General features: G+C 62.8%; 21 protein-coding genes, 1 tRNA gene and 1 pseudogene. 6 read left to right on the top strand and 17 right to left on the bottom strand.

Annotated elements, in window-relative coordinates:
* Position 1: 1 nt before the first annotated feature.
* Genes VJ369_RS03575 through argS form a run of 3 tightly spaced genes read right to left on the bottom strand, consistent with a single transcriptional unit; the run spans position 2 to position 4,358 of the window.
* Positions 2 to 1,291, bottom strand: a complete 1,290-nt coding sequence (locus VJ369_RS03575; RefSeq protein ID WP_324090761.1) for a homoserine dehydrogenase — start codon at positions 1,289 to 1,291, stop codon at positions 2 to 4.
* Positions 1,292 to 2,713 carry a diaminopimelate decarboxylase gene (gene lysA / locus VJ369_RS03570; RefSeq protein ID WP_324090760.1) on the bottom strand — a complete coding sequence of 474 codons (1,422 nt, stop codon included), beginning with the start codon at positions 2,711 to 2,713 and terminating at the stop codon, positions 1,292 to 1,294.
* A gap of 4 nt (positions 2,714 to 2,717) precedes the next feature.
* Positions 2,718 to 4,358 carry an arginine--tRNA ligase gene (gene argS / locus VJ369_RS03565; RefSeq protein ID WP_324090785.1) on the bottom strand — a complete coding sequence of 547 codons (1,641 nt, stop codon included), beginning with the start codon at positions 4,356 to 4,358 and terminating at the stop codon, positions 2,718 to 2,720.
* Between the two features lie 152 nt (positions 4,359 to 4,510).
* Here argS and VJ369_RS03560 point away from each other — a divergent pair.
* Positions 4,511 to 4,586 (top strand) — tRNA-Arg (locus tag VJ369_RS03560).
* 115 nt (positions 4,587 to 4,701) lie between these two features.
* Here VJ369_RS03560 and VJ369_RS03555 read toward each other — a convergent pair.
* The 5 genes and pseudogenes from VJ369_RS03555 to VJ369_RS03535 all read right to left on the bottom strand — a co-directional run bounded on the left by VJ369_RS03555 (position 4,702) and on the right by VJ369_RS03535 (position 8,806).
* The gene (locus VJ369_RS03555; protein ID WP_324090784.1) at positions 4,702 to 5,121 is read right to left on the bottom strand and encodes a GTP-binding protein; all 420 of its coding nucleotides are present in this window, start codon (positions 5,119 to 5,121) and stop codon (positions 4,702 to 4,704) included.
* A 154-nt stretch (positions 5,122 to 5,275) separates the two neighbouring features.
* A pseudogene (locus tag VJ369_RS03550) lies at positions 5,276 to 5,722 on the bottom strand (CobW family GTP-binding protein); the annotation flags it as partial.
* 270 nt (positions 5,723 to 5,992) lie between these two features.
* Entirely contained in the window at positions 5,993 to 6,784 is a 792-nt protein-coding gene (locus tag VJ369_RS03545) for an ABC transporter ATP-binding protein (RefSeq protein WP_324090759.1), read from the bottom strand.
* Complete coding sequence (locus VJ369_RS03540; protein WP_324090758.1) at positions 6,777 to 7,697, bottom strand: ABC transporter permease; 921 nt, start codon at positions 7,695 to 7,697, stop codon at positions 6,777 to 6,779. Before VJ369_RS03540 ends, VJ369_RS03545 begins: the two co-directional genes overlap by 8 nt.
* Positions 7,698 to 7,798: 101 nt before the next feature.
* Positions 7,799 to 8,806: an ABC transporter substrate-binding protein gene (locus VJ369_RS03535; RefSeq protein WP_324090757.1), complete on the bottom strand. Its 1,008-nt coding sequence runs from the start codon at positions 8,804 to 8,806 to the stop codon at positions 7,799 to 7,801.
* 415 nt (positions 8,807 to 9,221) lie between these two features.
* Here VJ369_RS03535 and hrpA point away from each other — a divergent pair, with 415 nt between their 5' ends.
* On the top strand, positions 9,222 to 13,235 hold the full coding sequence (hrpA, locus tag VJ369_RS03530; protein WP_324090756.1) for an ATP-dependent RNA helicase HrpA: 4,014 nt from the start codon (positions 9,222 to 9,224) through the stop codon (positions 13,233 to 13,235).
* Positions 13,236 to 13,253: 18 nt separating this feature from the next.
* Here hrpA and VJ369_RS03525 read toward each other — a convergent pair whose 3' ends face one another.
* From VJ369_RS03525 to VJ369_RS03515, 3 genes are read right to left on the bottom strand one after another with little or no spacing between them, the layout of a single operon-like run.
* Entirely contained in the window at positions 13,254 to 13,682 is a 429-nt protein-coding gene (locus tag VJ369_RS03525) for an HIT family protein (RefSeq protein ID WP_324090755.1), read from the bottom strand.
* Positions 13,683 to 13,696: 14 nt separating this feature from the next.
* Positions 13,697 to 14,548, bottom strand: a complete 852-nt coding sequence (locus VJ369_RS03520) for a sulfurtransferase (RefSeq protein ID WP_324090754.1) — start codon at positions 14,546 to 14,548, stop codon at positions 13,697 to 13,699.
* Positions 14,545 to 15,228 carry an MBL fold metallo-hydrolase gene (locus VJ369_RS03515; protein ID WP_324090753.1) on the bottom strand — a complete coding sequence of 228 codons (684 nt, stop codon included), beginning with the start codon at positions 15,226 to 15,228 and terminating at the stop codon, positions 14,545 to 14,547. Before VJ369_RS03515 ends, VJ369_RS03520 begins: the two co-directional genes overlap by 4 nt.
* A 139-nt stretch (positions 15,229 to 15,367) precedes the next feature.
* Here VJ369_RS03515 and VJ369_RS03510 point away from each other — a divergent pair, with 139 nt between their 5' ends.
* A complete protein-coding gene (locus VJ369_RS03510; RefSeq protein ID WP_105678820.1) occupies positions 15,368 to 15,772 on the top strand; it encodes a Fur family transcriptional regulator in 405 nt (134 codons plus the stop codon).
* 41 nt (positions 15,773 to 15,813) lie between these two features.
* Here the strand turns inward: VJ369_RS03510 and VJ369_RS03505 are convergent, their stop codons facing one another.
* The 4 genes from VJ369_RS03505 to VJ369_RS03490 all read right to left on the bottom strand — a co-directional run bounded on the left by VJ369_RS03505 (position 15,814) and on the right by VJ369_RS03490 (position 19,999).
* Positions 15,814 to 16,671 (bottom strand): metal ABC transporter permease, encoded by an 858-nt coding sequence (locus VJ369_RS03505; RefSeq protein WP_324090752.1) that lies wholly within the window; start codon positions 16,669 to 16,671, stop codon positions 15,814 to 15,816.
* Positions 16,672 to 16,677: 6 nt separating this feature from the next.
* Positions 16,678 to 17,511, bottom strand: coding sequence for a metal ABC transporter ATP-binding protein (locus VJ369_RS03500; RefSeq protein WP_324090751.1), 834 nt, complete (start codon positions 17,509 to 17,511; stop codon positions 16,678 to 16,680).
* 102 nt (positions 17,512 to 17,613) lie between these two features.
* Complete coding sequence (locus tag VJ369_RS03495; protein ID WP_324090750.1) at positions 17,614 to 18,684, bottom strand: hemolysin family protein; 1,071 nt, start codon at positions 18,682 to 18,684, stop codon at positions 17,614 to 17,616.
* The gene (locus VJ369_RS03490) at positions 18,677 to 19,999 is read right to left on the bottom strand and encodes a hemolysin family protein (protein WP_324090749.1); all 1,323 of its coding nucleotides are present in this window, start codon (positions 19,997 to 19,999) and stop codon (positions 18,677 to 18,679) included. The genes VJ369_RS03495 and VJ369_RS03490 overlap by 8 nt, the downstream gene beginning before the upstream one ends.
* Positions 20,000 to 20,428: 429 nt before the next feature.
* Here VJ369_RS03490 and VJ369_RS03485 point away from each other — a divergent pair, with 429 nt between their 5' ends.
* The 3 genes from VJ369_RS03485 (at position 20,429) to VJ369_RS19140 (ending at position 25,185) form a co-directional block, all read left to right on the top strand.
* A complete protein-coding gene (locus VJ369_RS03485) occupies positions 20,429 to 24,217 on the top strand; it encodes a multifunctional oxoglutarate decarboxylase/oxoglutarate dehydrogenase thiamine pyrophosphate-binding subunit/dihydrolipoyllysine-residue succinyltransferase subunit (RefSeq protein WP_324090748.1) in 3,789 nt (1,262 codons plus the stop codon).
* Positions 24,218 to 24,383: 166 nt separating this feature from the next.
* Positions 24,384 to 24,989: a GDSL-type esterase/lipase family protein gene (locus VJ369_RS03480; RefSeq protein WP_096256413.1), complete on the top strand. Its 606-nt coding sequence runs from the start codon at positions 24,384 to 24,386 to the stop codon at positions 24,987 to 24,989.
* A gap of 121 nt (positions 24,990 to 25,110) precedes the next feature.
* Entirely contained in the window at positions 25,111 to 25,185 is a 75-nt protein-coding gene (locus VJ369_RS19140) for a 50S ribosomal protein bL37 (protein WP_374954809.1), read from the top strand.
* 87 nt (positions 25,186 to 25,272) lie between these two features.
* On the opposite strand, the gene rsrA is transcribed toward VJ369_RS19140, so the two are convergent.
* On the bottom strand, positions 25,273 to 25,533 hold the full coding sequence (rsrA, locus tag VJ369_RS03475; protein ID WP_324090747.1) for a mycothiol system anti-sigma-R factor: 261 nt from the start codon (positions 25,531 to 25,533) through the stop codon (positions 25,273 to 25,275).
* Between the two features lie 2 nt (positions 25,534 to 25,535).
* Positions 25,536 to 26,186, bottom strand: coding sequence for a sigma-70 family RNA polymerase sigma factor (locus tag VJ369_RS03470; protein ID WP_324090783.1), 651 nt, complete (start codon positions 26,184 to 26,186; stop codon positions 25,536 to 25,538).
* Positions 26,187 to 26,295 lie beyond the last annotated feature (109 nt).

The raw sequence follows: 26,295 nt of genomic DNA, 5'->3' as shown, positions 1-26,295 counted from the left end.
GTTAGTTTCCTTCAACTCGCATTACGGATAGTACGGTGTCCACCGCGTCCAGCGCCTTGAGCGCCGCGACGGTGGAGGCCAGGGCGGCTTCGGTGCCCTGGTGGGTGAGGATACGCAGCGCGGCCGGACCGTCGCCGAGCGCAGCCTGCTGGTTCATGGATTCGATTGAGACCCCGTGTTCGCCAAAAATCGCGGCGATCCGGGCGAGCACACCGGGCTCGTCAAAAACGGTCAATCCGATCCAGTAGCGGGTGCTGATGGCGGAAAAATCGATCAGCTTCGCCGCGGTATCGGCCGAGCCATGGGGCAAGGGAGCCCCGGCGGCCAGCTGCCGCGCCACCGCGACCACGTCGCCCATGACCGCGCTGGCGGTCGGGTTTCCACCGGCGCCGGCGCCATAGAACATCAGGTCGCCAGCGTTTTCTGCCTCCACAAACACCGCGTTGAACGCGCCGCGTACGGAGGCCAGCGGGTGATCCCGTTTGATCAGCGACGGGTATACGCGCACCGAAATGCCCGCCTCGAGCTTTTCTGCGATCGCCAGAAGTTTGATGACGTATCCGGCGGCGGCGGCGGCTGTCACGTCGGCGGCCGAAACCTCGGTAATGCCTTCGGTGTGCACCTGATCCGAGGAGACGGTGGTGTGGAAGGCCAGCGAGGCGAGGATTGCTGCCTTCGCGGCGGCGTCGAGCCCGCCCACGTCGGCGGTAGGATCGGCCTCGGCATAACCGAGCGCCTGCGCCTCGGCGAGCACGTCGTCAAAGGCCGCGCCGGTGGAATCCATCGCGTCGAGGATGAAGTTCGTGGTGCCGTTGACGATGCCCATGACCTTGTTAATGTGGTCACCGGCCAGCGAGTCGGCGATCGGACGCAGGATCGGAATGGCGCCGGCCACCGCTGCCTCGTAGCGCAGCTGCGCGCCGGTGGATGCGGCCACGGCGTTCAGCTGTGCCCCGCGGGCGGCGATCAACGCCTTATTACCGGTGATCACGCTCGCCCCGCGGGCCAGCGCACGTTCGATATACGCCCCGGCTGGTTCCATCCCGCCGAGCAGTTCGATGACTACGTCGGCGGAATCGATCAGCGCCTCGGCGTCGAGCGTGAAGAGCTTGGCATCGAGCTGCACATCACGCTTGGCGTCCAGGTTGCGCACGGCAATCCCGGCCAGTTCCAAGCTGGCGCCGCTGCGGGCCGCCAGCGCGCCGCCGTCCTCGATCAGGATTCGTGCCACCTGGGCACCCACCGTGCCGCAACCTAGTAGTGCGACCTTCAGGCTTTTTTCACCGCTCACTTAAACTCCCATGTCACGGGCCAACAAATCGGATTCGGTTTCCCTGCGCACGATCAAACGGGCTGATCCTCCGGCTACCGCAACTACCGCCGGACGGGTCAGATAGTTGTAGTTGCTGGACAGCGCCCAGCAATAGGCCCCGGTGCCCGGAACCGCCAGTAAATCCTGGGCGGCTACGTCGTCGGGCAGGTAAACGTCTTTCACGACTATGTCACCTGACTCGCAGTGTTTCCCAACTACGCGAGAAATAATTGCGTCGTTTGCCGTCATACGATTGGCCAGCACCGCCGAATAATCCGCGTCGTAGAGCACCGGGCGGGCGTTGTCGCTCATCCCGCCGTCCACCGACACATAGCGCCGCGGGCTTGTGGACCCGGAACCGTCTTCGACGTTGACGTCCTTGCGCACACCCACCTCGTACAGGGTGAAGGTCGAGGGGCCGGCGATCGCACGTCCGGGCTCGATGGAGATGCGCGGGCAATCCAGGTCCAGCTCCTTGCAGGTGGCCGCCACCACTTCTGCCATCTGCCCGGCAAGAATCGCCGGAGTGGATGGGGTGTCAGCCTCGGTGTAGGCGATGCCGTAACCGCCGCCTAGGTCCAGCTCGGGCAGGCTCACCTCATGGATTTCACGCACCTGGGCGAGGATGCCCAGCATGGTGCGGGCGACGATCGCAAAACCGTCGGACTCAAAAATCTGCGAACCAATATGCGCGTGCAAACCCAGCAGGTTGATACTTGGCGCTTCGATGGCGCGGGCGATCGCCTGCAAGGCCGGCGAGGTGCCGGTGGCGCCGGGCTGGATGGAGAGCCCGAACTTCTGGTCCTCGTGCGCGGTGGCGATCGCCTCATGGGTGGAGGCGTGCACCCCGGGGGTCAGCCGCAGCATCACCTGTGCGCTCACGCCGAGGTCGCTGGAGATGAGAATCACGCGTTCCAACTCGTCGAGCGAGTCGATCACGATGCGTCCCACCCCCATATTCAGCGCACGGGTGATCTCTGGGGCCGACTTGTTATTGCCGTGCAGCGAGAGCTTGGCCCCCGGCACCCCGGCGGCCGCGGCCACCGCAAGTTCGCCGCCCGAACAGGTGTCCAGGCGCAATCCCTGGTTGATCACGGTGCGGGCCACGGAGGTGCACAAGAACGCCTTGCCGGCGTAGTACACGTCAACTCCCCCGCACAGCTCTTTGAAGGCTGCGTCGAACGCGGTCTTAAACCCCAGGGCGCGCGCGGCGAAGTCATCTTCGTCCAGCACAAAGAGCGGGGTCCCAAATTCTTTGGCGAGCGCGCTCACGCCCAGCCCCTGGACCGCAAGCTCACCGGCAGCACCCCGGGAAACCCCGGCGGCCCACTGGATCTCGCGCAAGGCGTTGACGTCGGTCGGGAAAGAGAGCCAGGCCGGAGCCAGCGGTGAAGCGGTCATAAAATTACATCCTCTCGGGCGCAGAGACGCCCAGCAGTGTCAGTCCGTTGGCCAGAACCTGGGTGGTGGCGTCGTTGAGCCACAACCGGGTGTGATGCACTTCCTGGACCGGTCCGTCGCCCAGCGGGGTGACGCGGGTTGCGGCATACCAGGAGTGATAGGCGCCTGCGACCTGTTCGAGGTAGCGGGCGATGCGGTGCGGTTCGCGTGATTGCGCGGCGCCGGCAACCACCGAAGGGAACTGGCCGAGCACCGCCAGCAACTCGTTTTCGCTCGGATCGGTGAGCAGCGAGGCATCGAAGGATCCGCGGGTGACGCCCTTGGCCTGTGCGTTCACCGAGGCGCCGAAAGAGCGCGCATGAGCGTACTGCACGTAGAAGACCGGGTTGTCGTTGGTGTTCTTCTTCAACTGTTCCGGGTCCAGTGCAATCGGCGAATCGGCCGGGTAGCGCGCCAGCGAATAACGCAGCGCGTCCGCGCCGATCCAGTTGATCAGATCGCGCAGCTCGATGATGTTGCCGGCGCGCTTGGACAGCTTCGCGCCATTGACGCTGATCAATTGCCCGATCAGCACCTCGATGTTCTGATCCTTGTCATCCCCCGCACACGCGGCGATGGCCTTGAGCCGGTTCACATAGCCGTGGTGATCGGCGCCCAGCAGGTAGATCTTTTCGCTGAAGCCGCGATCCTTCTTGGACAGGTAGTAGGCGGCGTCGGCGGCGAAGTAGGTCGGTTCACCATTCGCGCGGATCAGCACCCGGTCCTTGTCATCGCCGAAGTCGGTGGTGCGCAGCCAGACCGCGCCCTCAAGGTCGAAGATGTGGCCCTGCTCGCGCAAGCGTGCCACCGCGTCGGCCACCGCTCCGCCATCGTGCAAGGTGCTTTCGGAGAAGAAGACGTCGAAGTTCACGCCGAAGTCTGCCAGCGTGGACTTAATGTCCGCCAGCTGCGCGGTGTAGGCAAGCTCGCGTAGTTTTGGCAGCGCGGTTTCTTCGTCCTGATCGGCAAGCTCCGGGGCCTGGGCCAGCACGATGTCCGCCAGCTCCTTGATGTACTCGCCCGGGTAGCCGCCCTCGGGAACCGGCAGGCCGTGCATGCGGTTGTAGACCGAACGCGCAAACACGTTCATCTGGTTGCCGGCATCGTTGATGTAGTACTCGCTGCTGACCTGGGCGCCGGAAGCGCGAAGTACGCGGGCGATCGCATCGCCCAGCGCCGCCCAGCGGGTGTGGCCGATGTGCAGCGGTCCGGTCGGGTTGGCGGAGACAAATTCCATGTTCACCACGTGGCCGGTCAGCGCCTGGTTGTGGCCGAAGCTGTCCCCCGCCTGCACAATGGTGCGGGCCAGCTCGCCGGCCGCGGCGGTATCAAGGGTGATATTCAGGAAGCCAGGCCCGGCGATCTCCACGCCGCCGATGCCTGCAACCTCGGAAAGCCGGCGCACCAGCATGGCCGCGAAGTCACGCGGTGCCATGGACGCTTTCTTGCCCAGTTGCAGCGCGATGTTCGTGGACCAGTCGCCGTGCTCACGGCTTTTGGGCCGCTCGACGCGGACGGTCTTCGGTACTTCGACGGCGATTTCGCCGGCGGCTACGGCCTGCGAAAGGCATGCGGATATGGCAGCGGAGAGTTCTTCAGGAGTCACCGTACAAGAATAGCGGTTTTTCGTGCACATCTTAGGCATTCATGACATAACCGCTTGTGATGCTCTAGGCATTTGATCTCCGCGTGCGGCCCAGATGGATTGCGCAGATGCCGCGGTCACCTGATAGTATTTTTCCTGTTGCTCAGCAACACGCCTCTGTAGCTCAGTGGATAGAGCGTCTGCCTCCGGAGCAGAAGGCCGAAGGTTCGATTCCTTTCAGGGGCACCAGCAAAAAGGTTCCGCAGTCACTGCGGAACCTTTTTCTTTACCTCTTTCCGGCGCACGATCTCACCGCCCTGCGCCCGGCTGCCCTCCTGCCCTCCCGCCCGGCTGCCCGGCTGCGTTAGGCGCTGAGCCGCGCGTGGCGTTGCAGCCTGCGCAGTCCCGCCGCATCTGCCGCCTGGTGCGGTTGCACCGCCGTTTCCAGCGCCGCACGCACCGCCGGTTCGTCGATCCGCACACCGATAGCCACCAGCCCCGGTTGGCCGCTTCCGCGATAGCTGGCCACATGGATCTGCCGGCCGGTGAGATTCACTGCCCACCACTTTGCGCCGCGCGCGGTAACTACCGCCACCATTCCCTTCAGCCGGTACACCCCGAATGGCGGGCGTTCGAGCAGATCTATCAGCGCGCTCGGGGAAATCGGCTCCGGCGCGGCCACGGTGACCGCCGCCGCATGCTGGTGAGTATGCGATCCATGGTCGGCACGCAGCAGTGCGCCCAGCGGCAGCTGATCTTCGGGGTTCTTGCGCCAAGGCCACATCAAAGACCAGATCCGGGTCGATCGCCCCACGCTGCGCCCGCACCAGCGGCACCTGCCGGTTACGCAGCGCGATCCGCTGCGCAATGCGCGCCAGCGCAGCTTCGCGGTCTTCTTCGCTGCCCTCAAGCAGGTCGATCTTGTTCAGCACCACCAGCGAGGCGGCTTCAAAACGCGCAGGCGGTTGCTCAAGGGTGTCCACCGTGTCAAAGTAGTTCGCCGCGTCCACTACCTCGATCAGCCCGCCGGGGCGTACATTTTTTGCCTGGCTGAAACGGATCAGCCGGCTCAGAGCCAAGGGTTCGGCCACCCCGCTGGCCTCGATAATGATCGCATCCAGGCGCAGCCGAGGGGCCGCGAGCGTGGCCAGCGCCTGGTCCAGTCCCCCGGAGTCATCCAGACAGCATACGCAGCCGCCGGCGATCGACTCGGCGGCATCCACCTGCCCGGTGATCAGCCCCGCGTCGACGTTGATCACCCCGAAGTCGTTGACCACCACGCCGATCCGCGCGCCCGGAGTGCGCAGCAAATGGTTGAGCAGCGTGGTTTTCCCTGCGCCTAAATACCCGGTTAACCCGATGACCGGAATCTGTGTGCGTGCCATCTGTCCTCGCCGCTCCCCTGCTTGATCTGCTCATCTGCTTGATCTGCTCGACTGCTTGGCCTGCCTTACGCATCGCGGTCCAGCGGTTCCGTCGTCGGCATTCAGCATTCGGCATTCGGCATTCGGCATTCGGCTTCAACAGTAGTACGGTGCGCTGCCCGCAGGCCAAAGCTCCGCTGGTTAACGCAGCAAGCCGCCGGTGGACCCCGTCAAAACGAAGGGAACACCGGCGGCTAGCAGCATGGCACAGTCTAAGCTGCCCCCGCGGAACTACTGAAGCATCGTGCGGTCATCGAGCTGCGCGCCCTTGATCTTCTCGAACTCCCCCAGCAGACCCTTAACGGTCATCTCGGACTTCGCCTCCTGATCCAGATCCAGAATGATCTGCCCATCGTGCATCATTATCAACCGGGTGCCCAGCGCGAGCGCCTGCTCCATATTGTGGGTGACCATCAGCGTGGTGAGCCGGTGGCGTTGCACGATCTCATTGGTCAACCGGGACACCAGCGCCGCACGCTGCGGATCAAGCGCCGCGGTGTGCTCGTCGAGCAGCAGGATTTTCGGTTTCGAGAAGGTAGCCATCAGCAGGCTCAGCGCCTGGCGCTGACCGCCGGAGAGCAGGCCCACCTTGGTTTTCAGCCGGTTTTCCAGGCCGAGCTCCAAGGATTTGAGCTCTTCGACAAACAGCTCGCGGCGCTTGGCGCTCACCCCCATGCTCAGCCCGCGGAATCGGCCGCGGGCGTGGGCCAGCGCCATATTCTCTTCGATGCTCATCGTCGGCGCGGTGCCGGCCATCGGATCCTGGAAGACCCGGCCGATGTACTTTGCGCGGCGGTAATCGGCCATTCGGGTGACGTTTTTACCGTCGACGGTCACCGATCCGGTGTCCGGGTACAGTTTGCCGGCGACCATGTTCAGCACCGTGGATTTTCCGGCGCCGTTGGAGCCGATGACGGTGACAAATTCGCCGGAGCCCAACGAGAGGTTGATATCGCGCAGCGCCTTGCGCTCGTTGACCGTTCCGGGGAAGAAGGTCCGTGACAGGTTCTTAATTTCAAGCATTGCTGCGCACCTCTTCGGAGATCGGTTCGGCGTCCGAGTCCTTGCGTTTGAAGTTTTTCATAATTTTCTGGAAGCCCTTCCACTTGGGAAGCAGCAGCGCAACGACCACCAGCACCGCGGAAATCAGCTTCATGTCGTTGACCTCCAGGCCGGCGACCAGCGCAAACTGGATGACCAGACGGTAGATGACCGCGCCGAAGACAACGGCCACCGCGGCTAGCCAAATGTAGCGCTGGGTGAAGATTGCCTGTCCGACGATCACCGAGGCCAGGCCAATGAGGATCACACCGATGCCCATGCCCACATCGGCGAAGCCCTGGTACTGGGCGATCACCGCGCCGGACAGCGCCACAAAACCGTTAGACAGTGCCAAACCGAGGATCTTCTGGTTGTCGGTGGAGACCCCGAAGGAGCGGATCATCTCGTGGTTATCGCCGGTAGCGCGCATCGCCATGCCCATCTCGGTGTGCAGGAACCAGACGATCGCGGCCACAAAGAGCAGCGCGACGGCGAAGAGGATCAGCACCGAGGTGGCAGAGCCGAGAATTCCGGCCGCGCGCAGCGGGCTGATCAGCGTGTCCTCGCCCAGCAGCGGCGTATTGGCCTTGCCCATAATGCGCAGGTTGATCGAATACAGCGCGATCATCGTCAGAATACCGGCGAGCAGGCCGTCGATCTTGCCCTTGGTGTGCAGCAGACCGGTGATCGCCCCGGCGACCATGCCGGCGAGGAAGGCCAGCGCGGTGGCCAGCCACGGATTCATTCCGTTCACGATGCCTACCGCGGCGACCGCGGCACCGGTGGTGAAGCTGCCGTCGACGGTAAGGTCCGGGAAGTCGAGAATGCGGAACGTCAGATATACCCCGAGCGCCATCAACGCGTAAATCAGCCCGAGTTCAACCGCTGTGATCATGTGTGGATCCTTGAGTGGTAAGAAAGTTCATAGGTCACGACGAAGGCGAGGCGTTAAAATCTCGCGCCTCGCCTCCTTTGGTGGTGGGTAGTGCTAAACCCTTAGTAGGTTTCGATCGCCTTGTCCTTGAGCTCCGCTGGGAATTCAAGTCCGATCTTCTTCGCTGCGGTGTCGTTGAGGTACAGGTCAACCTCGGTTAACGTCTCAACCGGCATGGTGGCAGGTTTGGCTTCACCCTTGAGGATCTTGTCAGCCATCTTCGCGGTCTGCACGCCGAGCTTCTCGTAGTTGATGCCGAAGGTGGCGGTAGCGCCACGCTTGACCGAATCACCATCGGCGGCGATGACCGGGATCTTCTTGTTCTGCGCGGTCTGCAGCAGGCCTTCGAGCGCGGAAACTACGGCGTTGTCGGTGGGTACATAAAATGCGTCAACGTCGAGCGAGTTGGCGGCCTGCTGCACTTCCGAGGGAGCGGAGATTGCCGACTCTTCGATGCTCAGGCCCAGCTCTGCGGCTGCATCCTTGGCCCACTGGACCTGGACGGCGGAGTTCGCTTCGCCCGAGGAGTACACGATGCCGACCTTCTTGGCGTCTGGGGAGATCTGCTTGAGCAGTTCGAGCTGCTCCTTGACCGGGTTCTTGTCCGAGGTGCCGGTGACATTGGCGCCCGGCGCCTCGTTGGACGCTACCAGCTTCGCATCCACCGGATCGGTGACGGCGGAGAAAAGTACCGGAATGCTGGTGATTGACTGAGCCGCAGCCTGGGCCGATGGGGTGGCGATCGCGAGGACCAGATCGATGTCTGAATCTGAGGCGAGCTTGCCTACGATCGAGGCGTTGGTGGCCTGGTCACCCTGGGCGTTGTTGTCGTCGTAGGAAATCTTGTCCCCGGTGTACCCAGCTTCTTCCATACCCTTTTTGAAGCCCTTGGTGACAGCATCCAGCGAGGGGTGCGAAACGTACTGGATGGTGCCGATCTTGACCGGACCTTCCGCAGCGGCGCCGCCGTTGGATGAGGTTTCATCCCCGGTGCTGCTGCCGCAAGCGGTCAGTGCCAGCGCGCCGGAGGCGGCAAGTGCAACAAGTTTCAAAGCGGTGAAGCTCTTCATGGTGTTCCTTTCAACAAGTTCCCATATGCGAGTGATGTCCCCATGCCCGGCCGATTCGGTTCCCAACCCGTCAGCGACGACGAACCGGAGCGGGAACTACCCGAACCACGTGCAGGTGATTACCCACGATCTTACATGTGAACGACCTCACCTAGGCTTCAAACCCGAGGTGAGTAAAGACGTTTAACCCCACAACCGGCCGCTAACGCGCACAACTGCACGATTAGCGCCGATCCGGAGACAAATCCGTATCTTCATTCCCGAAGCTGACGGCCAGACAGTGGACGGAATGAAAAATTGACAGTGCCTAAGATGTGACACAAATCAACGCTTTATCCCGCGAGTGCCTCTCTCGCACGCGGATCATCGCCCGAAGTCGGCGATGCGCAGCCCCGGGCCATAGAATGGGCTCATCATGGCCATCAGCATTTCTTATCCCGAAACCCTTCCGGTATCCGCGCGTCGCGAGGACATCATCGAGACGATCCGCGCGAACCAGGTGGTGATCATCGCCGGTGAGACCGGGTCCGGTAAAACCACGCAGCTGCCCAAAATGCTGCTGGAACTCGGGCTGGCACAGCGGGGCATGATCGGGCACACCCAACCGCGCCGGCTCGCCGCACGCACCGTGGCCGAGCGCATCGCCGAGGAACTAGGCACCAAGATCGGCGACGAGGTGGGCTTCCACGTACGTTTCACCGGCGAAGTCTCCCGCCGGACGCAGCTGAAGGTGATGACCGACGGCATCCTGCTGGCCGAAATTCAGCGCGACAAGCTGCTCAAAAAATATTCCGCGATCATCATCGACGAGGCGCACGAACGCAGCCTGAACATCGACTTTCTGCTCGGCTACCTGAAAGAGATTCTGCCCAAGCGGCCGGACTTTAAACTCATCATCACCTCCGCGACCATCGACCCGGAACGATTTGCTACGCACTTTGGCACCCGCTTACCCTCCGGTGAGGTTGACCCGGCGCCGATCATCGAGGTTTCCGGGCGTACCTTCCCCGTCGAAATCCGCTACCGCCCGCTGGAAGCATCCACCGAGGATTTATCCGACGAGGACGCTGATTCGCTTGAAGATGACCGGGATCCGCTGGACGCGGTCACCGACGCGGTGCGTGAGCTGGCAAGCGAGGCGCCCGGAGATATCCTGATCTTCTTCTCCGGGGAGCGTGAAATCCGCGATGCCGCCGACGCGCTGCGTGCGCTGGTGGCGGCGAACAAACGGTTGCCGCGCTACGAGGTGCTGCCGTTGTTCGCCCGGCTTTCGCTGGCCGAACAGCATGCGGTCTTCCACCCGGGGGCCGCACCGCGCATTATTCTGGCGACGAACGTGGCCGAAACCTCGCTGACGGTGCCCGGCATTAAGTATGTGATCGACACCGGCACCGCGCGCATCTCGCGCTACAGCCACCGCACTAAGGTGCAGCGCCTGCCGATCGAACGCGTCTCCCAGGCCAGCGCCAATCAGCGTTCGGGGCGTTGCGGGCGTGTCTCGGAGGGCATCGCGATCAGGCTGTACTCCGAGGCGGACTACGATTCGCGCCCGGAATTCACCGACCCGGAGATTCTGCGCACCTCGCTGGCAAGTGTCATCCTGCAAATGATTTCGATGGGTGTGGTGGCCACCGCCGCCGAGGTCTCGCACTTCGGTTTTGTGCAGCCGCCGGACGCGCGGGCGATCTCCGACGGGGTAAATCTGCTGCGCGAACTCGGAGCGCTGAGTGAAGACAAGCGCGCGGTGGTGACCGATATCGGACGCAAACTTGCGCTGCTTCCGCTCGATGTCCGGCTGGGCCGGATGATTTTGGAATCCGCGAACCGTGGCGTGGCTAAGGAACTGATGGTGCTGGCCGCGGCGCTGAGCATCCAGGATCCGCGCGAACGGCCCAGCGAAGACACCGGGCAGCGCGAAAAAGCAGCGCTGCTGCATAAGCGCTTCGCCGACGAAAAGTCGGACTTCATCGGGCTGCTGAACCTCTGGGCGTATCTCCAGGAGCAGCAAACAGAGCTGTCCTCCTCGGCGTTTCGCCGGCTGTGCAAGTCCGAATACATTAACTACCTGCGGGTGCGCGAATGGCAGGATCTGTTCACCCAGCTTCGCCAGCTGTCCAAGTCGCTGCAGATTACCGTGGCCGCCGCACCGATCGACCCGGCGGCGAACGAGGACCAGGTCCACAAGTCGCTGCTGGCTGGGTTGCTGGGGCACATCGGGCTCTATGATGAACGCAAACGTGATTACCAGGGGGCGCGTGGCGGGCGCTTCGCGATTTTTCCCGGGTCCGCATTGTTTAAGAAGTCGCCGACCTGGGTGATGGCCGCCGAACTGGTGGAAACCTCGCGGCTGTGGGCGCGCACCGCGGCGGCGATCGACCCGGCATGGGTGGAGGAGCTCGCCCCGAATCTGCTCAAGCACAGCTATTCGGAGCCGCACTGGTCCAAAAAAATGGGCTCGGTGATGGGCTACGAGAAGGTCACGCTCTTCGGCCTGCCGATCGTGGCCAAGCGCCGCATGCATTACTGGCGGGTGGATCAGCCGCTGGCCCGCGAACTGTTTATCCGCCATGCCCTGGTGGAGGGCGATTGGCGCACCCACCACAAGTTCTTCGCCCGCAACCGCGCGGTGCTGGCCGAAGTTGAAGAGCTCGAAACCCGGATGCGCCGTCATGACCTGCGCATTTCCGATGAGGACCTCTTCGACTTCTACGACTCGCGGCTGGGCGAAAATGTGGTCTCCGAGCGGCACTTTGATCGTTGGTTTAAGCGCGCCTCGGCCGCCGATCCTGGGCTCCTGGACTTTGATCCGGCGGCGGTACTCGCCTCCGACGCGGATCAGCTTGATGAGACCGCGTTCCCACGCACCTGGTCCCACGGTTCCATCGCGCTGCCGCTGAATTATGAGTACAACCCGGCGGCTACCGGGCCCGAGGGTGACGGCGTCTCCCTGCAGGTTCCGGTGGTGTTCTTAAACCAGTTGGATCCGGCGCGATTCAGCTGGCTGATTCCGGGGCTGCGCCACGAACTGATCACCGCGTTGATTCGTTCGATGCCCAAGGCGATTCGCAAGAACTTTGTTCCGGCTCCCGACGTGGCCGGCCGTGCGCTTGCCATGCTTGACACCGATTTTGACCCGGCCAGCGATGATTTGGCCCAATCCTTGGCACTGGTGCTGCGCCGTTTGGGCGGCATTGTGGTGGACCCGGAGGTGTTTGATTTTTCGACGCTTCCGGCGCACCTGCGCTTCGGCTTTGAGGTGGTTGACTCTGCCGGTACGGTGCTTGGCCGCGGCGATGACTTGGCCGCGTTGCAGTACAAGCTGGCGGCGGCGAACCGGGCGGCGTTGGCCAGTGGGGTCAACTCCCCTGGTTCCGCTGCACCGGCACCCCCGGCGGCTGGCAAAACCGGTGCTGCCGGTAAAGCTGGCGCGAAGAGCAAAAATGCTCAGGGTGCGAAGCCGGTTCAGGGCACCAACAACGCGAAGGGGCCGCAGGCCCCGGCAGCTTCCGGATCTTCCGGATCTTCCGGTTCTTCCGGCCAGTGGGATCAGCATGGGCTGACCGCCTGGCCGACGCTGCACACGCAGGCGGACGTACTGCCCGCAAAGGTCACCACCACCGTGATGGGCCAGGAAATTACCGCTTATCCGGGGTTGGTGGATACCGGCAAGGATGTGAGCCTGGGCGTTTACCGCAGCGCCGCCGAACGCGGCAGCGCGCATCGGACCGGAATTATCCGCTTGCTGATGCTGCGCCTGCCGGCCGCCTCGAAGTTTGTCAGCGGGCATCTGAATAATGCCGAGCGGCTGGCCTTCAGCCAGAACCCGCATGGTTCGATCGATGAACTGATCGCCGATTGCACCATGGCGGCGGTGGACAAGCTGGTCCCCGAGGTGCTGCCGATGGATCGTGCCGGTTTTGAGAAGTTGTTTGAAGCGGTACGCGCCGAGCAAATCGACACAATTTTTGCGATCACCGCGGTCATTTCCAAGGTGTTCGGCTCCGCAACCCGGGTGCACACCGCGCTGAAGACCACTAAGTCATTGGCGATGTTTGCCGCGGTCAGCGACATTCGCTCGCAGCTGGAACAGCTCATTTACCCGGGGTTCATCGCCGCGACCGGGGCCGGGCATCTGATGCGCTTGCCGCGGTATTTACAGGGCATCGAATCCCGTCTGGCCAAGCTCACCTCCGGGGCGGTGACCAGGGACGGGCACGGCTTGATGGTGATCCAGAAATTGGAGGATGACTACGACGCCGCGCTGGCTGAAGTCCCCGAGGGAGCTCGCACTCCGGCGGGGCTGCGCGAGGTGAAGTGGATGCTCGAAGAAATGCGCATCTCGCTGTTCGCCCAAGAGCTGGGTACCGCGTATTCGGTCAGCGAGAAGCGCATCCGCAAGGCGATTAAGGATTCGCTGGCGGCGCTGTAGCCAGCATCCCGCGGGAGCCTAGCCTGCCGGGACGAACTGCGCGTAACCGTCTTCGCGCAACGCCTCACGCAGTGCGGCCGCGTTCTGGTCCATGCGTGCCGGATCCGGATTGACGGCCGCGTTGGACAGGTCAAAGTCGGCTAGCGAATTAGTCGGCCAGACGTGCACGTGCAGGTGCGGGACCTCAAAACCGGCGATCATCAGCCCGGCACGGGCCGCATTAAACGCTCGTTTCTGCGCGCGGCCGATCTTCGCCGCCACCAGGTTCAGGTGCGTGAGCAATGCGTCGTCCGCGTCGGTAAATTCGTCGATCTCCGCGCGCGGCACCACCAGGGTGTGGCCATCGCGCAGCGGTCCGATGGAGAGGAACGCGACGCAGGTCTCGTCGGACCAGATAAAGCGTCCCGGGATCTCTCCGTTGATAATTTTGCTGAAGAGCGTGCTCATAAAGGGCCTTTCGGTTAGTGGCGGTGTTGTTCATCGCTGGTGGTGACCGGCGCCTGCGGGTAGGAACAGTATTGTGACCAGCTGCCCGGGTAGAGCGCGATCTCCAATCCGGCCTGCGCGCCGGCGAGCACCTGGTGGCAGGCGGTCACCCCGGACCCGCAATAGGCGGCTAACCCAGCGTCATCCCCCGCCGTTTTTGCTCCCTGCTGCAGAGTCTGAAAGGCGCGGGCCAGGGCGGATGGCGGCAGGAATCTGGCTTGGGCGTCGAGGTTGTCTGTGGTGGGCCGGTTACGTGCCCCGGGAATATGCCCGGCCACCGGGTCGATAGGTTCCTCGATTCCCAGGTAGCGGGCGGTGGCGCGCGAATCGATCAGCGTGCCGGCATAACCTTGTAGCTGTTCGAATCCGAGCACCGGCATGGCGCCCCAGCTCAGCTGCACGTCCCCGGGCGGGTTATGCTCCTGGCCGCTTGCCAGCTGTCCGCCCAGCTCCTTATACGCGTCCAGGCCGCCGTCGAGCACCGCCACCTGGTCAAAACCCGCGTGGCGCAGCAGCCACCAGGCGCGGGCGGCGGCCAGCGCACCGGAATCATCGTAGATGACCACGGAGCAATCCTGGGCGATCCCCCAACTGCGCGCGCTGGCCTCAAAATCTGCGGGCGCCGGCAGCGGGTGACGGCCAGAATGCGGGGTGACGGCGCCCGTTAGTTCTGTGTCCAGGTCGACGAATACCGCGCCGGGGATATGTTCCGCGGCGTAGTGCGCCTTGCCGTCGGTGCGGCCCAGCGCCCAGCGCACATCGAGCAGCACCAGCGTGGGCTCGGCTAGTCGTGCAGCCAGCTCGGAGGCCGGAATCAGTGGTTTCATGCGCCCGTTCCGATCTGTGCAAGTTCGTAGCTGGTGCCCGGCTCCAGCCGGTGCAGCGTCGCGCCGGAATCTTGGGCTCGGGACGAGAGCTGGGTGTCAAAGAGCTTGCGGCCACGATCGTTGAGCAGCCCATCATGGATCGGCACCCATACCGGCGCGCCCACCGCGGCAGCAAAATCCATGGTCTCCGCGATCTTTGCCCACGGGGCCATCAGCGGCAGCGCCAGCACCTGCGGGCGAATCCCGATGGGCACCTGATAGCTGTCCCCGGGGTGGAAGAGCTCGCTCTCGCCGAGCAGGTAGCCGAGGTTCGCCACCAGCTCGATCGAACTATGGATGGTGGCGTGGGTGCCACCGAAGGCGCGCACGCGGATGCCGCCGACCACAAAGTCGTCCCCGGCCTGCACCGTCGTAATTTGTGCCTGGTGGGGCCCGGGCAGCGCCTCACGCAGGGCGCGGGCCAACGCGTCGGGCGCATACACGCGCAGCATCGAATTTTCGATCACCGCGGCCGCAATCCGTGGCTGATCTGCGTGGTCCGCGTGTTCATGGGTGAGCAGCACCGCGCTGATCCCGCTGAAGGCCCCGTCAAGTTCTGACCAGACGCCGGGATCGAGCAGCAAGGAACCATCGATGGTGGCCACGTGGATGGCGGAATGCCCGCGTAATGTGATGCGCATAGCTTCAGCCTAGGCCGACGGCGCGCCCTCGGCCAGTCACAGACACGTTTCTTGCGGCGAAGTTGGCTAAAATTGAGGTTCTAAGGGCGCCTTAGTGGGCCCGGACCAAAAAGTTTTCAGGAAGGAACGGTGCAGCGAGATGGCGCAGCCAGAAACCCGCGTGACCAAACAGAGGCTCGCGGTATCCGAGGCGTTGGGCGAGGTCGACGATTTTGCCACCGCCCAGGAGCTGCACCGCTGGCTGGTGGATTCGGCGAAGCAGGTCTCGCTGGCCACGGTGTACCGGCTGCTGCAGTCAATGGCCGACGATGGCCTGGTCGATGTCTTGCGCAGCGGTGACGGCGAGGCCCGTTTCCGGCGCTGTGAGACCGAGGTGCACCACCACCACCTGGTCTGCCGGGTGTGCTCGAAGACCGTGGAGGTGCTCGCCCCGGCCGTGGAACGCTGGGCGGCGCGGGTGGCCGCGGAAAATGGGTTCACCGATCCGGAGCACACCGTAGAAATTTACGGGCTCTGCGAGGACTGCCGGCGCAAAGCCAGCTGAGCTGCGCTGGACCGCGGGTCCGCCGGCAGATCTGCCGGCGGTTAAACCTGGTGTTTGCGCGGACTGCGCAGCGCTTCCACGCCGCGGCAGACCAGGTAGATCACGAAGGAAATGGTGGTCACGTATGGGCTGATCGGCAGCGAACCGGCCAGCGCCAGCAGGATACCGCCGAGCACCGAAATCTCGGCAAACACGATCGCTAAAATCACCGTGAGCGCCGGGTTGGAACTAACCCGCAAGGCCGCGGCGGCCGGGGTGATCAGCAGCGCCAGCACCAGCAGCGCACCAACTACCTGAATCGCGACGGCCACCGCCAACGCCAGAATCACCATGAAGATGATCGATAGTCCACCGGTGCGTACGCCTCGGGCGTTGGCCAGGACCGGATCCACCGAGGCGAAGGTCAGCGGACGCCAGAGCAGAATCAGCGCCAGCACCACCACCGCGCACAGCGCCAGCATGCCTCCTAGCTGCACGTCGTCGACCGCGACAATCTGCCCGGTGAGCAGGCCAAACTTATTTGCGCTGCGCCCTTCATAAAGCGAGAGGAACAAGATGCCCAGGCCCAGGCCGAAGGGCATCAGCACCCCGGTGATCGAGTTCCGATCCTTCGCCCGGGTCCCTAGGACTCCGAGTACCAGTGCGGCAATCAGCGAGCCGGCCACCGATCCGGTCACCACGTCGACCCCGATGAGCAGCGCAAAGGCCGCCCCGGCGAAGGAAAGTTCCGCGATCCCGTGGACCGCGAAGGCCATATCTCGCATCATGATGAAGATGCCGATCAGCCCGCCGACGATGCCCAGGGCGGCGCCTGCGATCAGCGAGTTGGAGACCAGCGGCAGCAGCAGCCCGTAGTCGTCGAAGTTCAGCGTGCGGTCGATAAAATCTGCGAAGTCCATCGTCGGCTACTTTCCGGTCTCAAATGCGTGGTCCCCGGCGTGTTCATGCCCGTCGGGCGGCAGCTGGCGCTGCCCGTCGCCGCTGACCACCACGATCCGCCCGTTCACGCGCAGCACCTGAACCGGAGCACCATAAAGATTGCTCAGCACCGAGGACTGCATCACCTCATCCACGCTGCCGAGATGGAACCTGCCCTCGGCCAGATAGAGCACGCGGTCCACATAGGGCAGGATCGGGTTGATCTCGTGGGTGACGAAGATGACCGCGGCGCCGTGTTCGGCGGCCTGGCGGTGAATGACCTGGCTGATCGCCTGCTGATGGTGCAGGTCCAGGGAGAGCAATGGTTCATCACAAAGCAGCACGCGCGGGTCTCCGGCCAGTGCTTGCGCAGCGCGTAAACGCTGCTGTTCGCCGCCCGAAAGATCGCCGACCGGGCGGTCCGCATAGGCGCTGGCGCCGACCAATTCCAAGAGCTCATCAACCTTGGCGTGCACCGCCTTGCGGGCAATGCGGATCCCGGGCCGGTTGCCGTCTACTCCGAGCGCCACCAGATCGCGCGCGCGTAAGGGAACGTTGTCACCAAAGGGGCGTTGCTGCGGGATCAAGCCCACCAGGTTCGAGCCGCGGCGAACCGGGGCTCCGGCGATGGATACGTTCCCGGCACTGAGCGCGGTGGTGCCCAGCATGGTGTTGATAAAACTGGTTTTTCCCGAACCGTTGGGCCCGAGCACCGCCAGAAATTCCCCGGGTTTCACCTGCAGGTTCAATTCCTGCCACAGCACCCGCCGGCCGAAGGCCAGGGTTGCTGCGTCGAAGCTGAGGATCGGGGAAGTGCTCATAAACCGGCTTTCACGCAAAAAGTAACTGCGGCATCGTGGGTACGATGCCGCAGTTAACTCTACCAGTTGCGACTGGTTCGCAATACGCTTTTGCTTGTGAGGCTAGTTGCCCTGCCGCGAGCTTGGGGGGGCGTGACGCTTCTGCGTCGAATCGCTGATCTCGCCCACCAGCACCTCGATAATGTCCTCCAGGAACAGTACGCCGATGGTGGCGCCGGCCTCGTTGACCACTGCCGAGAGGTGATTTCCCTCCTGGCGCATGCTCTCCAGCGCTTCCTCGATTTCGGTATCCTGCTTCACCACACCCAGTGGGTGCAGCGGCAGATCGCGCAGCGGCGCGGTGGAGTGTGCATCGTCGATCAGCATCACGTCTTTGACATGCCAGTAGCCCACCGGCACATCCTCGCGGGTGATCAGCATGCGCGAATACCCGGTCTTGCCGACCTTCTTTTCAAATTCGCGCGCGGTGGTCTGACCCCACTCCAGGGTGAAAAGCTTGTCAACTTCCACCATGCAGGAGGCTGCCGAGACGGTGGAAAATTCCAGCGCCTTGGTCAGCCGCAGCGCGTGCTTGTTTTCCAGCGTGCCCTCCTGCGAGGAGGTATCGATAATCGAACGCACCTCGGCGGCGGTATAAGAACTAGTCACCTCGTCCTGTGGTTCCACACCAAAGAGTTTCAAGAACAGGTTGGCCGCACCGTTGAGCATCGCGATGATCGGCTTGAGCACCTTGGAGACGCCCACCAGCGGCATCGCCAGCACCATCACCGCCTTGTCGGCGACGGACACCGAAATATTCTTCGGCACCATTTCGCCGAAGGTCACGTGCAAGAAGGTCACCAGCACCAGCGCGATCAGGAAGGCGGCGGTGTCCGCCACCTCAACCGGCATCCCCAATGCCATCATCGGCACGCCGAGCAGGTGGTGCAGCGCAGGTTCGGAGATGTTCAGGATCAGCAACGAGCAGACGGTGATGCCCAGCTGGCAGACCGCGAGCATAATCGAAACGTGCTCCATGGCGAACAGCGCGATCTTCGCGCGTTTATTTCCCTCGTCGGCCAGCGGTTCAATCTGCGAGCGGCGCGCCGACATGACGGCAAATTCGCCGGCCACGAAGAACGCGTTGACCGCCAGCAGGATGAAGAGCCAGGCGATTCCCATCAGGTCACTCATGGGTGTCCTCCGCATCGGCCGGGGCAGGTTCAAAACGTACCTGCGCGATCCGGCGGCCATCGAGTTCGGTCACCGTGAAGGTGCCGGCCTCGGTGTGCACGGTGTCGTTCAATTCGGCCAGGCGTCCAAGCTGCGAGAGCATAAAGCCGCCGATGGTGTCGTAGGCCGAGTCGTCGGGAATCACATCCTTGTCAAAGTGCTCGTTGATGTGGTCCGGACGGTTCATTCCGGGGAACAGCCATTGGCCGTCGGGCTGAGTGACCGCCTCTTCCTCGTCCTCGTCATGCTCATCGGATACTTCTCCGACGATCTCTTCGACCAGGTCTTCCAAGGTCACCAGTCCGGCGGTGCCACCGTATTCGTCCATCACGATCGCCACCTGGAATTCCGCGGCGCGAAGTTGTTCGAGCAGCACATCGAGGTGAATGGTCTCCGGAACGTAGAGGGCGTCGCGTGCAAATTCGCCGACCTGCAGTGCCGCACGGCGTTCGCGTGGCACCGAAACGACGGCTTTGACGTGGCAGATGCCCTGGATGTCGTCGCTGGAGCCTTCGGTGACCGGGAACCGGGAGAACCCGGTATCCGCGCTCATCGCGATGAGTTCGGAGAGATCCGCCTCGGATTCGATGGTGGCCATCGAGGTGCGCGGAGTCATCACATCGGCCGCGGTGCGTTCGGAAAATTCAATGGTTGATTCCATAAATCGCGCGGTCTGGATGTCAAGGGTCCCAAGTTCCGCGGAACGGCGAACGAGCGAGGCAAGTTCCTGGGCACTGCGGGCGGCGGAAATTTCTTCCTTCGCTTCGAGGCCGAAGAACCTGCGCAGGATCATGTTCGAAAAACCGTTGAGCACCACGATCGCGGGCTTGAAGATGGCGGTGAACACCAGCTGCGGGCGGGCCAGTACCTTACCTACCGCCATAGCCTTAGCGATCGCCAGGTTCTTGGGTACCAACTCGCCGATCAGCATCGAGAGCAAGGTGGCCACCACCAGGGAGATCACCACGGCGACCGCGGTGGCGCTGGCGCCGCCAATGCCGAAGTTTTCAAGTACCGGGGCGAGCAGCTGGCTCATCGCCGGTTCAAGTACATAACCGGTGAGCAGCGTGGTCAGCGTGATGCCCAGCTGACAGCTTGAAAGTTGCGTGGACAGCGAGGTCAGGCACTGCAGCAGCGGTTTGGCGCCCGCTTCGCCGCGGTCGATGGCCTGCTGGACCGTGCTTTTATCGAGGGCGACGAGCGAAAATTCGACCGCTACAAAGAAACCGGTGCCAAGAATGAGCAGTACACCGAAAAGTATGAAGATCCATTCCATGGGCGTTAGCCACGCCCCTGGAATCGGGGGGTCAGAAGGCCTCTAGTTTGCTCTAAGCGGCAACTAGAAGGCTCCAATCGGGAGGCAGAATCTGCCAGGCGTTCGGTGTGATGGCCGGTGCTGCGCCCGCGGGCGACGGACCGGCTTGGAGAATGAGATTCCATAGTGCGATTTAGTCTAACGAAAGATCGCCGATCGCGCACAATATTCTGCCCGGCGCGATATGCGGTAGTTACCCCGGGGTAAATGGTCAGTGTTTAGCGACACTTTCGTGATATTCCCGACGACTCGTGGCAAAACCTTGCAAGATGTCACTAGACTGGAGCGCAGGTCTAGAAATCTTGTGAGTATCGGTGGCCATTTTCACGTCCTCGGGCTACCACCGGCTCAAGCTAGAACAACGTAGAAATCAGGGAAGAGGCGTTGCACGTGCCAGAGCAAGCACACCACCGACTTACTGAAGAGTTTGGTGGAAACGAGTGGCTAGTAGACGAGCTGTACCAGCAGTATCTCGTCGATAAGAACTCGGTCGATAAAAAATGGTGGGATATTTTCGAGTCCCTCACCACCGAAAACAATGAATCGGCTGCCCCTGCGGCACCGGCGGCAAAGGCGGAGCCAAGCGCACCGCCGGCGCCAGCACCCAAGGCTGCCCCGGCAGCACCGGCAGCGTCGAGCAATGGCCAGGGCGCACCTCGCGCCGCGGCCGCGGCTCGCACCACCGACTCGGCGCCAGCTGCACCGGCGCCAGCCAAGGCCGAATCGGCTCCGGCGAAGGATGCCGCTCCGAAAACCGCTCCGATCCCGGCACAGGCGCCGAAGCCTGCCCCGTCGACCGAGCTGTACGGCGAGGAAAAACGCACCCCATTGCGCGGGCCAATGAAGGCCATCGCCACCAATATGGATGCCTCGCTCACCGTGCCTACCGCGACCACCGTGCGCGCCGTGCCGGCGAAGGTGATGATCGACAACCGAATCGTCATCAACAACCACCTCAAGCGTGCCCGCGGCGGCAAGATCTCCTTCACCCACTTGATCGGCTTCGCCGTGATCCGTGCGCTGAGCCAGATCCCTTCGATGAACGTCACCTACGACGTAATCGATAAGAAGCCCACCGCGATCCAGCCGGCGCACGTGAACTTCGGTATCGCGATCGACATTCCCAAGCCTGACGGCTCGCGGATGCTTGCGGTGCCGAATATCAAGGCCGCGGAGACCCTGAGCTTTAACGAGTTCTGGACCACCTACGAAGACCTGATCAAACGCGCTCGCAATAACAAGCTGACCGCCGACGATTACTCGGGCACCACCGTATCGCTGACCAACCCAGGCGGCATCGGCACCGTGCACTCGGTGCCTCGCCTCTCCAAGGGCCAGGCCGCCATCGTGGGCGTTGGCGCACTGGAATACCCGGCAGAATACCGTGGTTCCTCGGAGAAGACCGTCGCCAATTTGGGCATCGGCAAGCACATCACGCTGACTTCCACCTACGATCACCGCGTGATCCAGGGCGCAGGTTCCGGCGAATTCTTGAAGCTCATCGAATCCCTCTTGCTTGGCGAGCAGGGTTTCTACGACGAAATCTTCGAGCAGCTGCGGATCCCTTACGAGCCGGTACGCTGGGCCATCGACAACCAGGTCGACGTCGACCTGGTAGTCAACAAGGTCGCGCGCATCCAGCACCTGATCAACTCCTACCGCGTGCGTGGCCACCTGATGGCGGACACCAACCCGCTGGAATACGTGCAGCGCAAGCACCCGGACCTCGACATCCAGACCTATGGGCTGACCCTGTGGGATCTGGATCGCGAATGGGTTGCCGGCGGGCTGGGCGGCAAAAACCGTGCACTGCTCCGCGACATCCTGGGAATCCTGCGTGACGCGTACTGCCGTACCACCGGTACCGAGTACATGCACCTGCAGAACCCGGTGGAGCGCGAATGGTTCCAGTCGAAGCTGGAATCCGGGTACGCGAAGCCATCCCGCGATGAGCAGCTGCGCATCCTGTCGAAGCTGAACGCCGCCGAAGCGTTTGAAACCTTCCTGCAGACCAAGTTCGTCGGCCAGAAGCGCTTCTCCCTTGAGGGTGGCGAATCGCTGATCCCGCTGTTGGACGCGATCATTTCCGACGCTGCCGACGAGCAGCTGGACGAGGTTGCCATCGGCATGGCGCACCGCGGCCGCTTGAACGTGCTGACCAACATTGCCGGCAAGACCTACGCACAGGTCTTCCGCGAATTTGAGGGCACCGCAACTCCGGGCTCGGTCCAGGGTTCGGGCGACGTGAAGTACCACTTGGGCACCGAGGGTTCCTACACCTCGGATGCCGGCAACCAGACCAAGGTCTACCTGGCCGCGAACCCATCGCACCTGGAAGCCGTGGATCCGGTGCTCGAGGGCATCACCCGCGCGAAGCTGGACCGCATGGATTCGAAGAACAATGTGCTGCCAATTCTGGTGCACGGCGACGCAGCATTCGCCGGCCAGGGTGTAGTTTCCGAGGTGCTGGCGATGAGCCAGCTGCCAGGCTACAAGACCGGCGGCACCGTGCACGTGATCGTGAACAACCAGATCGGCTTCACCACCGCTCCAAGTTCCTCACGCTCCTCGGTGTACGCCACCGATGTGGCACGCACCGTGCAGGCACCGATCTTCCACGTCAACGGGGATGACCCGGAGGCCGTCGTACACGTGGGCCAGCTGGCCTTCGAGTACCGCCAGAAGTTCGGCAAGGACGTCGTCATCGACCTCATCTGCTACCGCCGCCGCGGTCACAATGAGGGCGACGATCCGTCGATGACCCAGCCGATCATGTACAACCTGATCGAGGCGAAGCGCTCCACCCGCAAGCTGTACACCGAGGCCCTGGTTGGCCGCGGGGATATCACCGCGGAGGAAGCCGAGAACGTGCTGGCAGAGTACAAGGGGAACCTGGAACGGATCTTCTCCGAAACTCACGCCGCGCAGACCTCGCCGATCCCGATCATCACCCCGGGCTCGACCATCAACGACCTGGAGAAGCCTTTCGCGCAGGCCGCCGACGAGAACACCGTCGACGGTGCACGTGGCTCGGCGATCACCGAGTCCACGCTGGCGAAGATCGGCGCGGCCCACCTGGCCGTTCCGGAGGACTTCACCATGCACACCAAGCTCAAGGCCTTGCTGGAGCGCCGCGAGAAGATGTCCCGCGAAGGCGGCATTGACTGGGGCTTCGCCGAGCTGGCTGCCCTGGGCTCGCTGTCCATGGAAGGTGTGCCGGTCCGTCTGGCAGGCCAGGATTCGCGCCGCGGTACCTTCGTACAGCGTCACTCGGTCTTCCACGACCGCGAGAACGACAACGAGTGGTACCCGCTGCACCACCTGTCCGATGACCAGGCCCCGCTGTGGATCTACGACTCGCTGCTTTCGGAATACGCTGCCCTGGGCTTCGAATACGGTTACTCGGTGGAGCGCCCGGATGCACTGGTCCTGTGGGAAGCGCAGTTCGGTGACTTCGTCAACGGCGCGCAGACCGTGATCGACGAGTTCATCTCCTCGGCCGAGCAGAAGTGGTCCCAGTCCTCCTCGCTGGTCATGCTCTTGCCGCACGGCTACGAGGGCCAGGGTCCAGACCACTCCTCGGCACGCATCGAACGCTTCTTGCAGATGTGCGCGGAGAACAACATGGTTGTGGCCCAGCCTTCCAACGGTGCAAACCACTTCCACCTGCTGCGCCGCCAGGCTTATGCCCGTCCGCGCAAGCCGCTGATCGTCTTCACCCCGAAGCAGCTGCTTCGTTTGAAGGCCGCGGCAACGGCGGTAGAGGACTTCACCACCGGTGGTTTCCAGGAGGTCATCGCCGATTCGACGATCAGCAACAAGGATGCCGTCGAAAAGGTGCTGCTGGTTTCCGGCCGGTTGTATTACGACCTGATCGCTGCGCGCAGCAAGGCGCAGGATGAGAAGGTTGCGATCGTTCGCGTTGAGCAGCTCTACCCGGCACCTGTGAAGCAGATCGCCGACGAGCTGGCGAAGTACCCGAACGCCAGCGTTTCGTGGGTTCAGGACGAACCTGCGAACCAGGGCCCATGGCCGTTCTTCGGCCTGTACGTGGCTCCTGAGCTCGATACGAAGGTCAGCCTCGTTTCGCGCCCGGCCTCGGCTGCGACCTCCGCGGGTAACGCGAAGCGTCACGAAGCTGAAGCTGCGGTGCTGCTCAAGGCCGCGTTCGCACGCTAAGCGACACGCTCGACTCTGTGTAACTGCAGCCGGCGAACCCGATCCCGTCATTACGGTCTCGGGTTCGCCGGCTGCGGTCTTTAACCCGATCCTGCCTCCCCGATCTGGCAACTGGACACTGCTAAGGTTGACAAAGATTTAGTTTTACCAACGAAAGGTCGCCAAGTTGGAATTTCGCACCATCCGCATCACCGCCATCGGCGATGAGTTACTTGCAGGACACGGCGACCCGCGCGCACTGGGCTGGTTCGGCCGAGTGATGGCTCGAACCCAAGACCCCGCTCTGCGGTTGCAGTCCTTTGTGCTCGCCGCGCCGGCAGAAGGTTCCGAAGCTCTGGCCGAACGCTGGATGGGCGAAGCCTCCCGGCGCTTTGGCGATCAGGTCGAAAACCGTCTGGTTATTGCGCTGTCCGATCGGGACGTGGATTTGGGGCTGACCACAGCGCGCAGCCGCTTGAACTTGGCCAACATCCTCGATTCGGCCTCGCAGATGAGCATTAAAGCATTGCTGGTGGGTCCGGCTCCGGGGTTAGATGACGCACGCAATGAACGCGTAGCGGAGTTGAACCGGGTCTACTCTGATGTGGCGCTGCGTCGCAACCACCATTACATCGACACCTTCACTCCGCTGCGCGCCCACTCGCAGTGGCGCAGTGACCTGACCGCATCCGGCGGCGTGCCGGGTCAGGCCGGTTATGGTTTGATGGCCTGGCTGGTACTGCACCGTGGCTGGTATTCATGGTTGGATCTGCCCGAACCAGACGCCAGCTGAAGCCGGGCAATCGCCGACTCACCACCGGCGCACCGGTTAGGCAATGGTGCCAAGGTATGAAAGACTATTAGCCGGCCCGAGCATTCGGGAAGGCAATTATTGATCCCGCAAAGGAGTCACCATGTCGAAGCGTTCACGTAAGCGTAAAGATCGTAAGCGTGGCGGTGCCAACCACGGCAAGCGCCCAAACAGCTAAGCGATTTGAGCACAAAGAACCCCGTACCATTCGAAGTAACTTCGAAGGATACGGGGTTTTCTTTTTGGGTCGTTATCCGCGCCGGGCTTAGTGCCCGGATTCGATGCGGATCTGCGAGATGCGCGTAATAATATTCATTTTCAGCTGCTGCGGGGCAGCCTCCTGGCAGCTGCGGCGCACCACCGAACGAATGATGCACTCCAGATCGTACTGCTCGGTGCATTCCGGGCAATGATCCAGGTGTGCTTTAACGTCTTTCAGGTCGCCCAGCGTCAGCGCGCCGTCGAGGTACTCATAAATGCGTACCATGCGGTCATCGGCGCAGTCCCCCAATGAATTACAGTCCATCGCTACTTCTCCGCTTTCTTCGCTGTGGCCTTGGCGCCTGCCCCGGGGGCTCTGATGCCACGGTCTGCGGCGTAATCGGCCAGTAGTTCGCGCAACGACTTACGTCCGCGGTGCAACCGTGACATCACGGTTCCGATCGGCACCCCTAAAATTTCGGCGGCTTCCTTGTAGCTGAATCCCTCGACGTCCACGAAGTACACCGCGAGCCTGAAATCCTCGCCGATGGACTGCAAGGCAGCCTTCACATCGGAATCGGGCAGGTGATCGAGCGCCTCAACTTCCGCGGAGCGCAACCCGGTGGGGCTATGCTCCATGGCCGCGGCCATCTGCCAGTCCTCGATGGTGTCCGTCGAGGTGCGCAGCGGTTCGCGCTGGCGCTTGCGATAAAGGTTGATGTAGGTGTTGGTCAGAATTCGGTACAGCCAAGCCTTCAGGTTAGTCCCGGGCTTGTACTGGTGGAATGCCGAGTAGGCCTTCGTGAAGGCCTCCTGCACCAGATCTTCGGCGTCGGCCGGGTTACGCGCCATGCGCAACGCCGCCGAGTACAGCTGGTCGACATAACCGAGTGCGTCGTGCTCAAAACGCGCACGACGTTCGTCCTCGGTCTCCTTGCTCACATCGGGCAAGTCCGTGTCCACGGTGTTATCAGTCATCACCGATGAGTCTACGCGCTTGACCCGGCTAGTGGACAGGGCGCGGCTCACACCGGGCCGGGCCTTGCAGGGTGCCTGTGTCTGTGTCTGTTCCATCGTCGTCACACTT

Origin of the sequence: Glutamicibacter sp., from assembly GCF_035257265.1 — a bacterium.
In the GTDB taxonomy this organism is placed as follows: Bacteria; Actinomycetota; Actinomycetes; order Actinomycetales; family Micrococcaceae; genus Glutamicibacter.
The sequence above is the reverse complement of the archived record's forward strand: the minus strand, read 5'-3'. Positions and strand labels throughout refer to the sequence as shown.

Coding starts and splice junctions, on each gene's coding strand:
- lysA (WP_324090760.1), bottom strand. CDS start 2,713: ATGACCGCTTCACCGCTGGCTCCGGCCTGGCTCTCTTTCCCGACCGAC.
- VJ369_RS03555 (WP_324090784.1), bottom strand. CDS start 5,121: ATGTGGCCTTGGCGCAAGAACCCCGAAGATCAGCTGCCGCTGGGCGCA.
- VJ369_RS03545 (WP_324090759.1), bottom strand. CDS start 6,784: ATGCTTGAAATTAAGAACCTGTCACGGACCTTCTTCCCCGGAACGGTC.
- VJ369_RS03540 (WP_324090758.1), bottom strand. CDS start 7,697: ATGATCACAGCGGTTGAACTCGGGCTGATTTACGCGTTGATGGCGCTC.
- VJ369_RS03535 (WP_324090757.1), bottom strand. CDS start 8,806: ATGAAGAGCTTCACCGCTTTGAAACTTGTTGCACTTGCCGCCTCCGGC.
- hrpA (WP_324090756.1), top strand. CDS start 9,222: ATGGCCATCAGCATTTCTTATCCCGAAACCCTTCCGGTATCCGCGCGT.
- VJ369_RS03525 (WP_324090755.1), bottom strand. CDS start 13,682: ATGAGCACGCTCTTCAGCAAAATTATCAACGGAGAGATCCCGGGACGC.
- VJ369_RS03520 (WP_324090754.1), bottom strand. CDS start 14,548: ATGAAACCACTGATTCCGGCCTCCGAGCTGGCTGCACGACTAGCCGAG.
- VJ369_RS03515 (WP_324090753.1), bottom strand. CDS start 15,228: ATGCGCATCACATTACGCGGGCATTCCGCCATCCACGTGGCCACCATC.
- VJ369_RS03510 (WP_105678820.1), top strand. CDS start 15,368: ATGGCGCAGCCAGAAACCCGCGTGACCAAACAGAGGCTCGCGGTATCC.
- VJ369_RS03505 (WP_324090752.1), bottom strand. CDS start 16,671: ATGGACTTCGCAGATTTTATCGACCGCACGCTGAACTTCGACGACTAC.
- VJ369_RS03500 (WP_324090751.1), bottom strand. CDS start 17,511: ATGAGCACTTCCCCGATCCTCAGCTTCGACGCAGCAACCCTGGCCTTC.
- VJ369_RS03495 (WP_324090750.1), bottom strand. CDS start 18,684: ATGAGTGACCTGATGGGAATCGCCTGGCTCTTCATCCTGCTGGCGGTC.
- VJ369_RS03490 (WP_324090749.1), bottom strand. CDS start 19,999: ATGGAATGGATCTTCATACTTTTCGGTGTACTGCTCATTCTTGGCACC.
- rsrA (WP_324090747.1), bottom strand. CDS start 25,533: ATGGACTGTAATTCATTGGGGGACTGCGCCGATGACCGCATGGTACGC.
- VJ369_RS03470 (WP_324090783.1), bottom strand. CDS start 26,186: ATGACTGATAACACCGTGGACACGGACTTGCCCGATGTGAGCAAGGAG.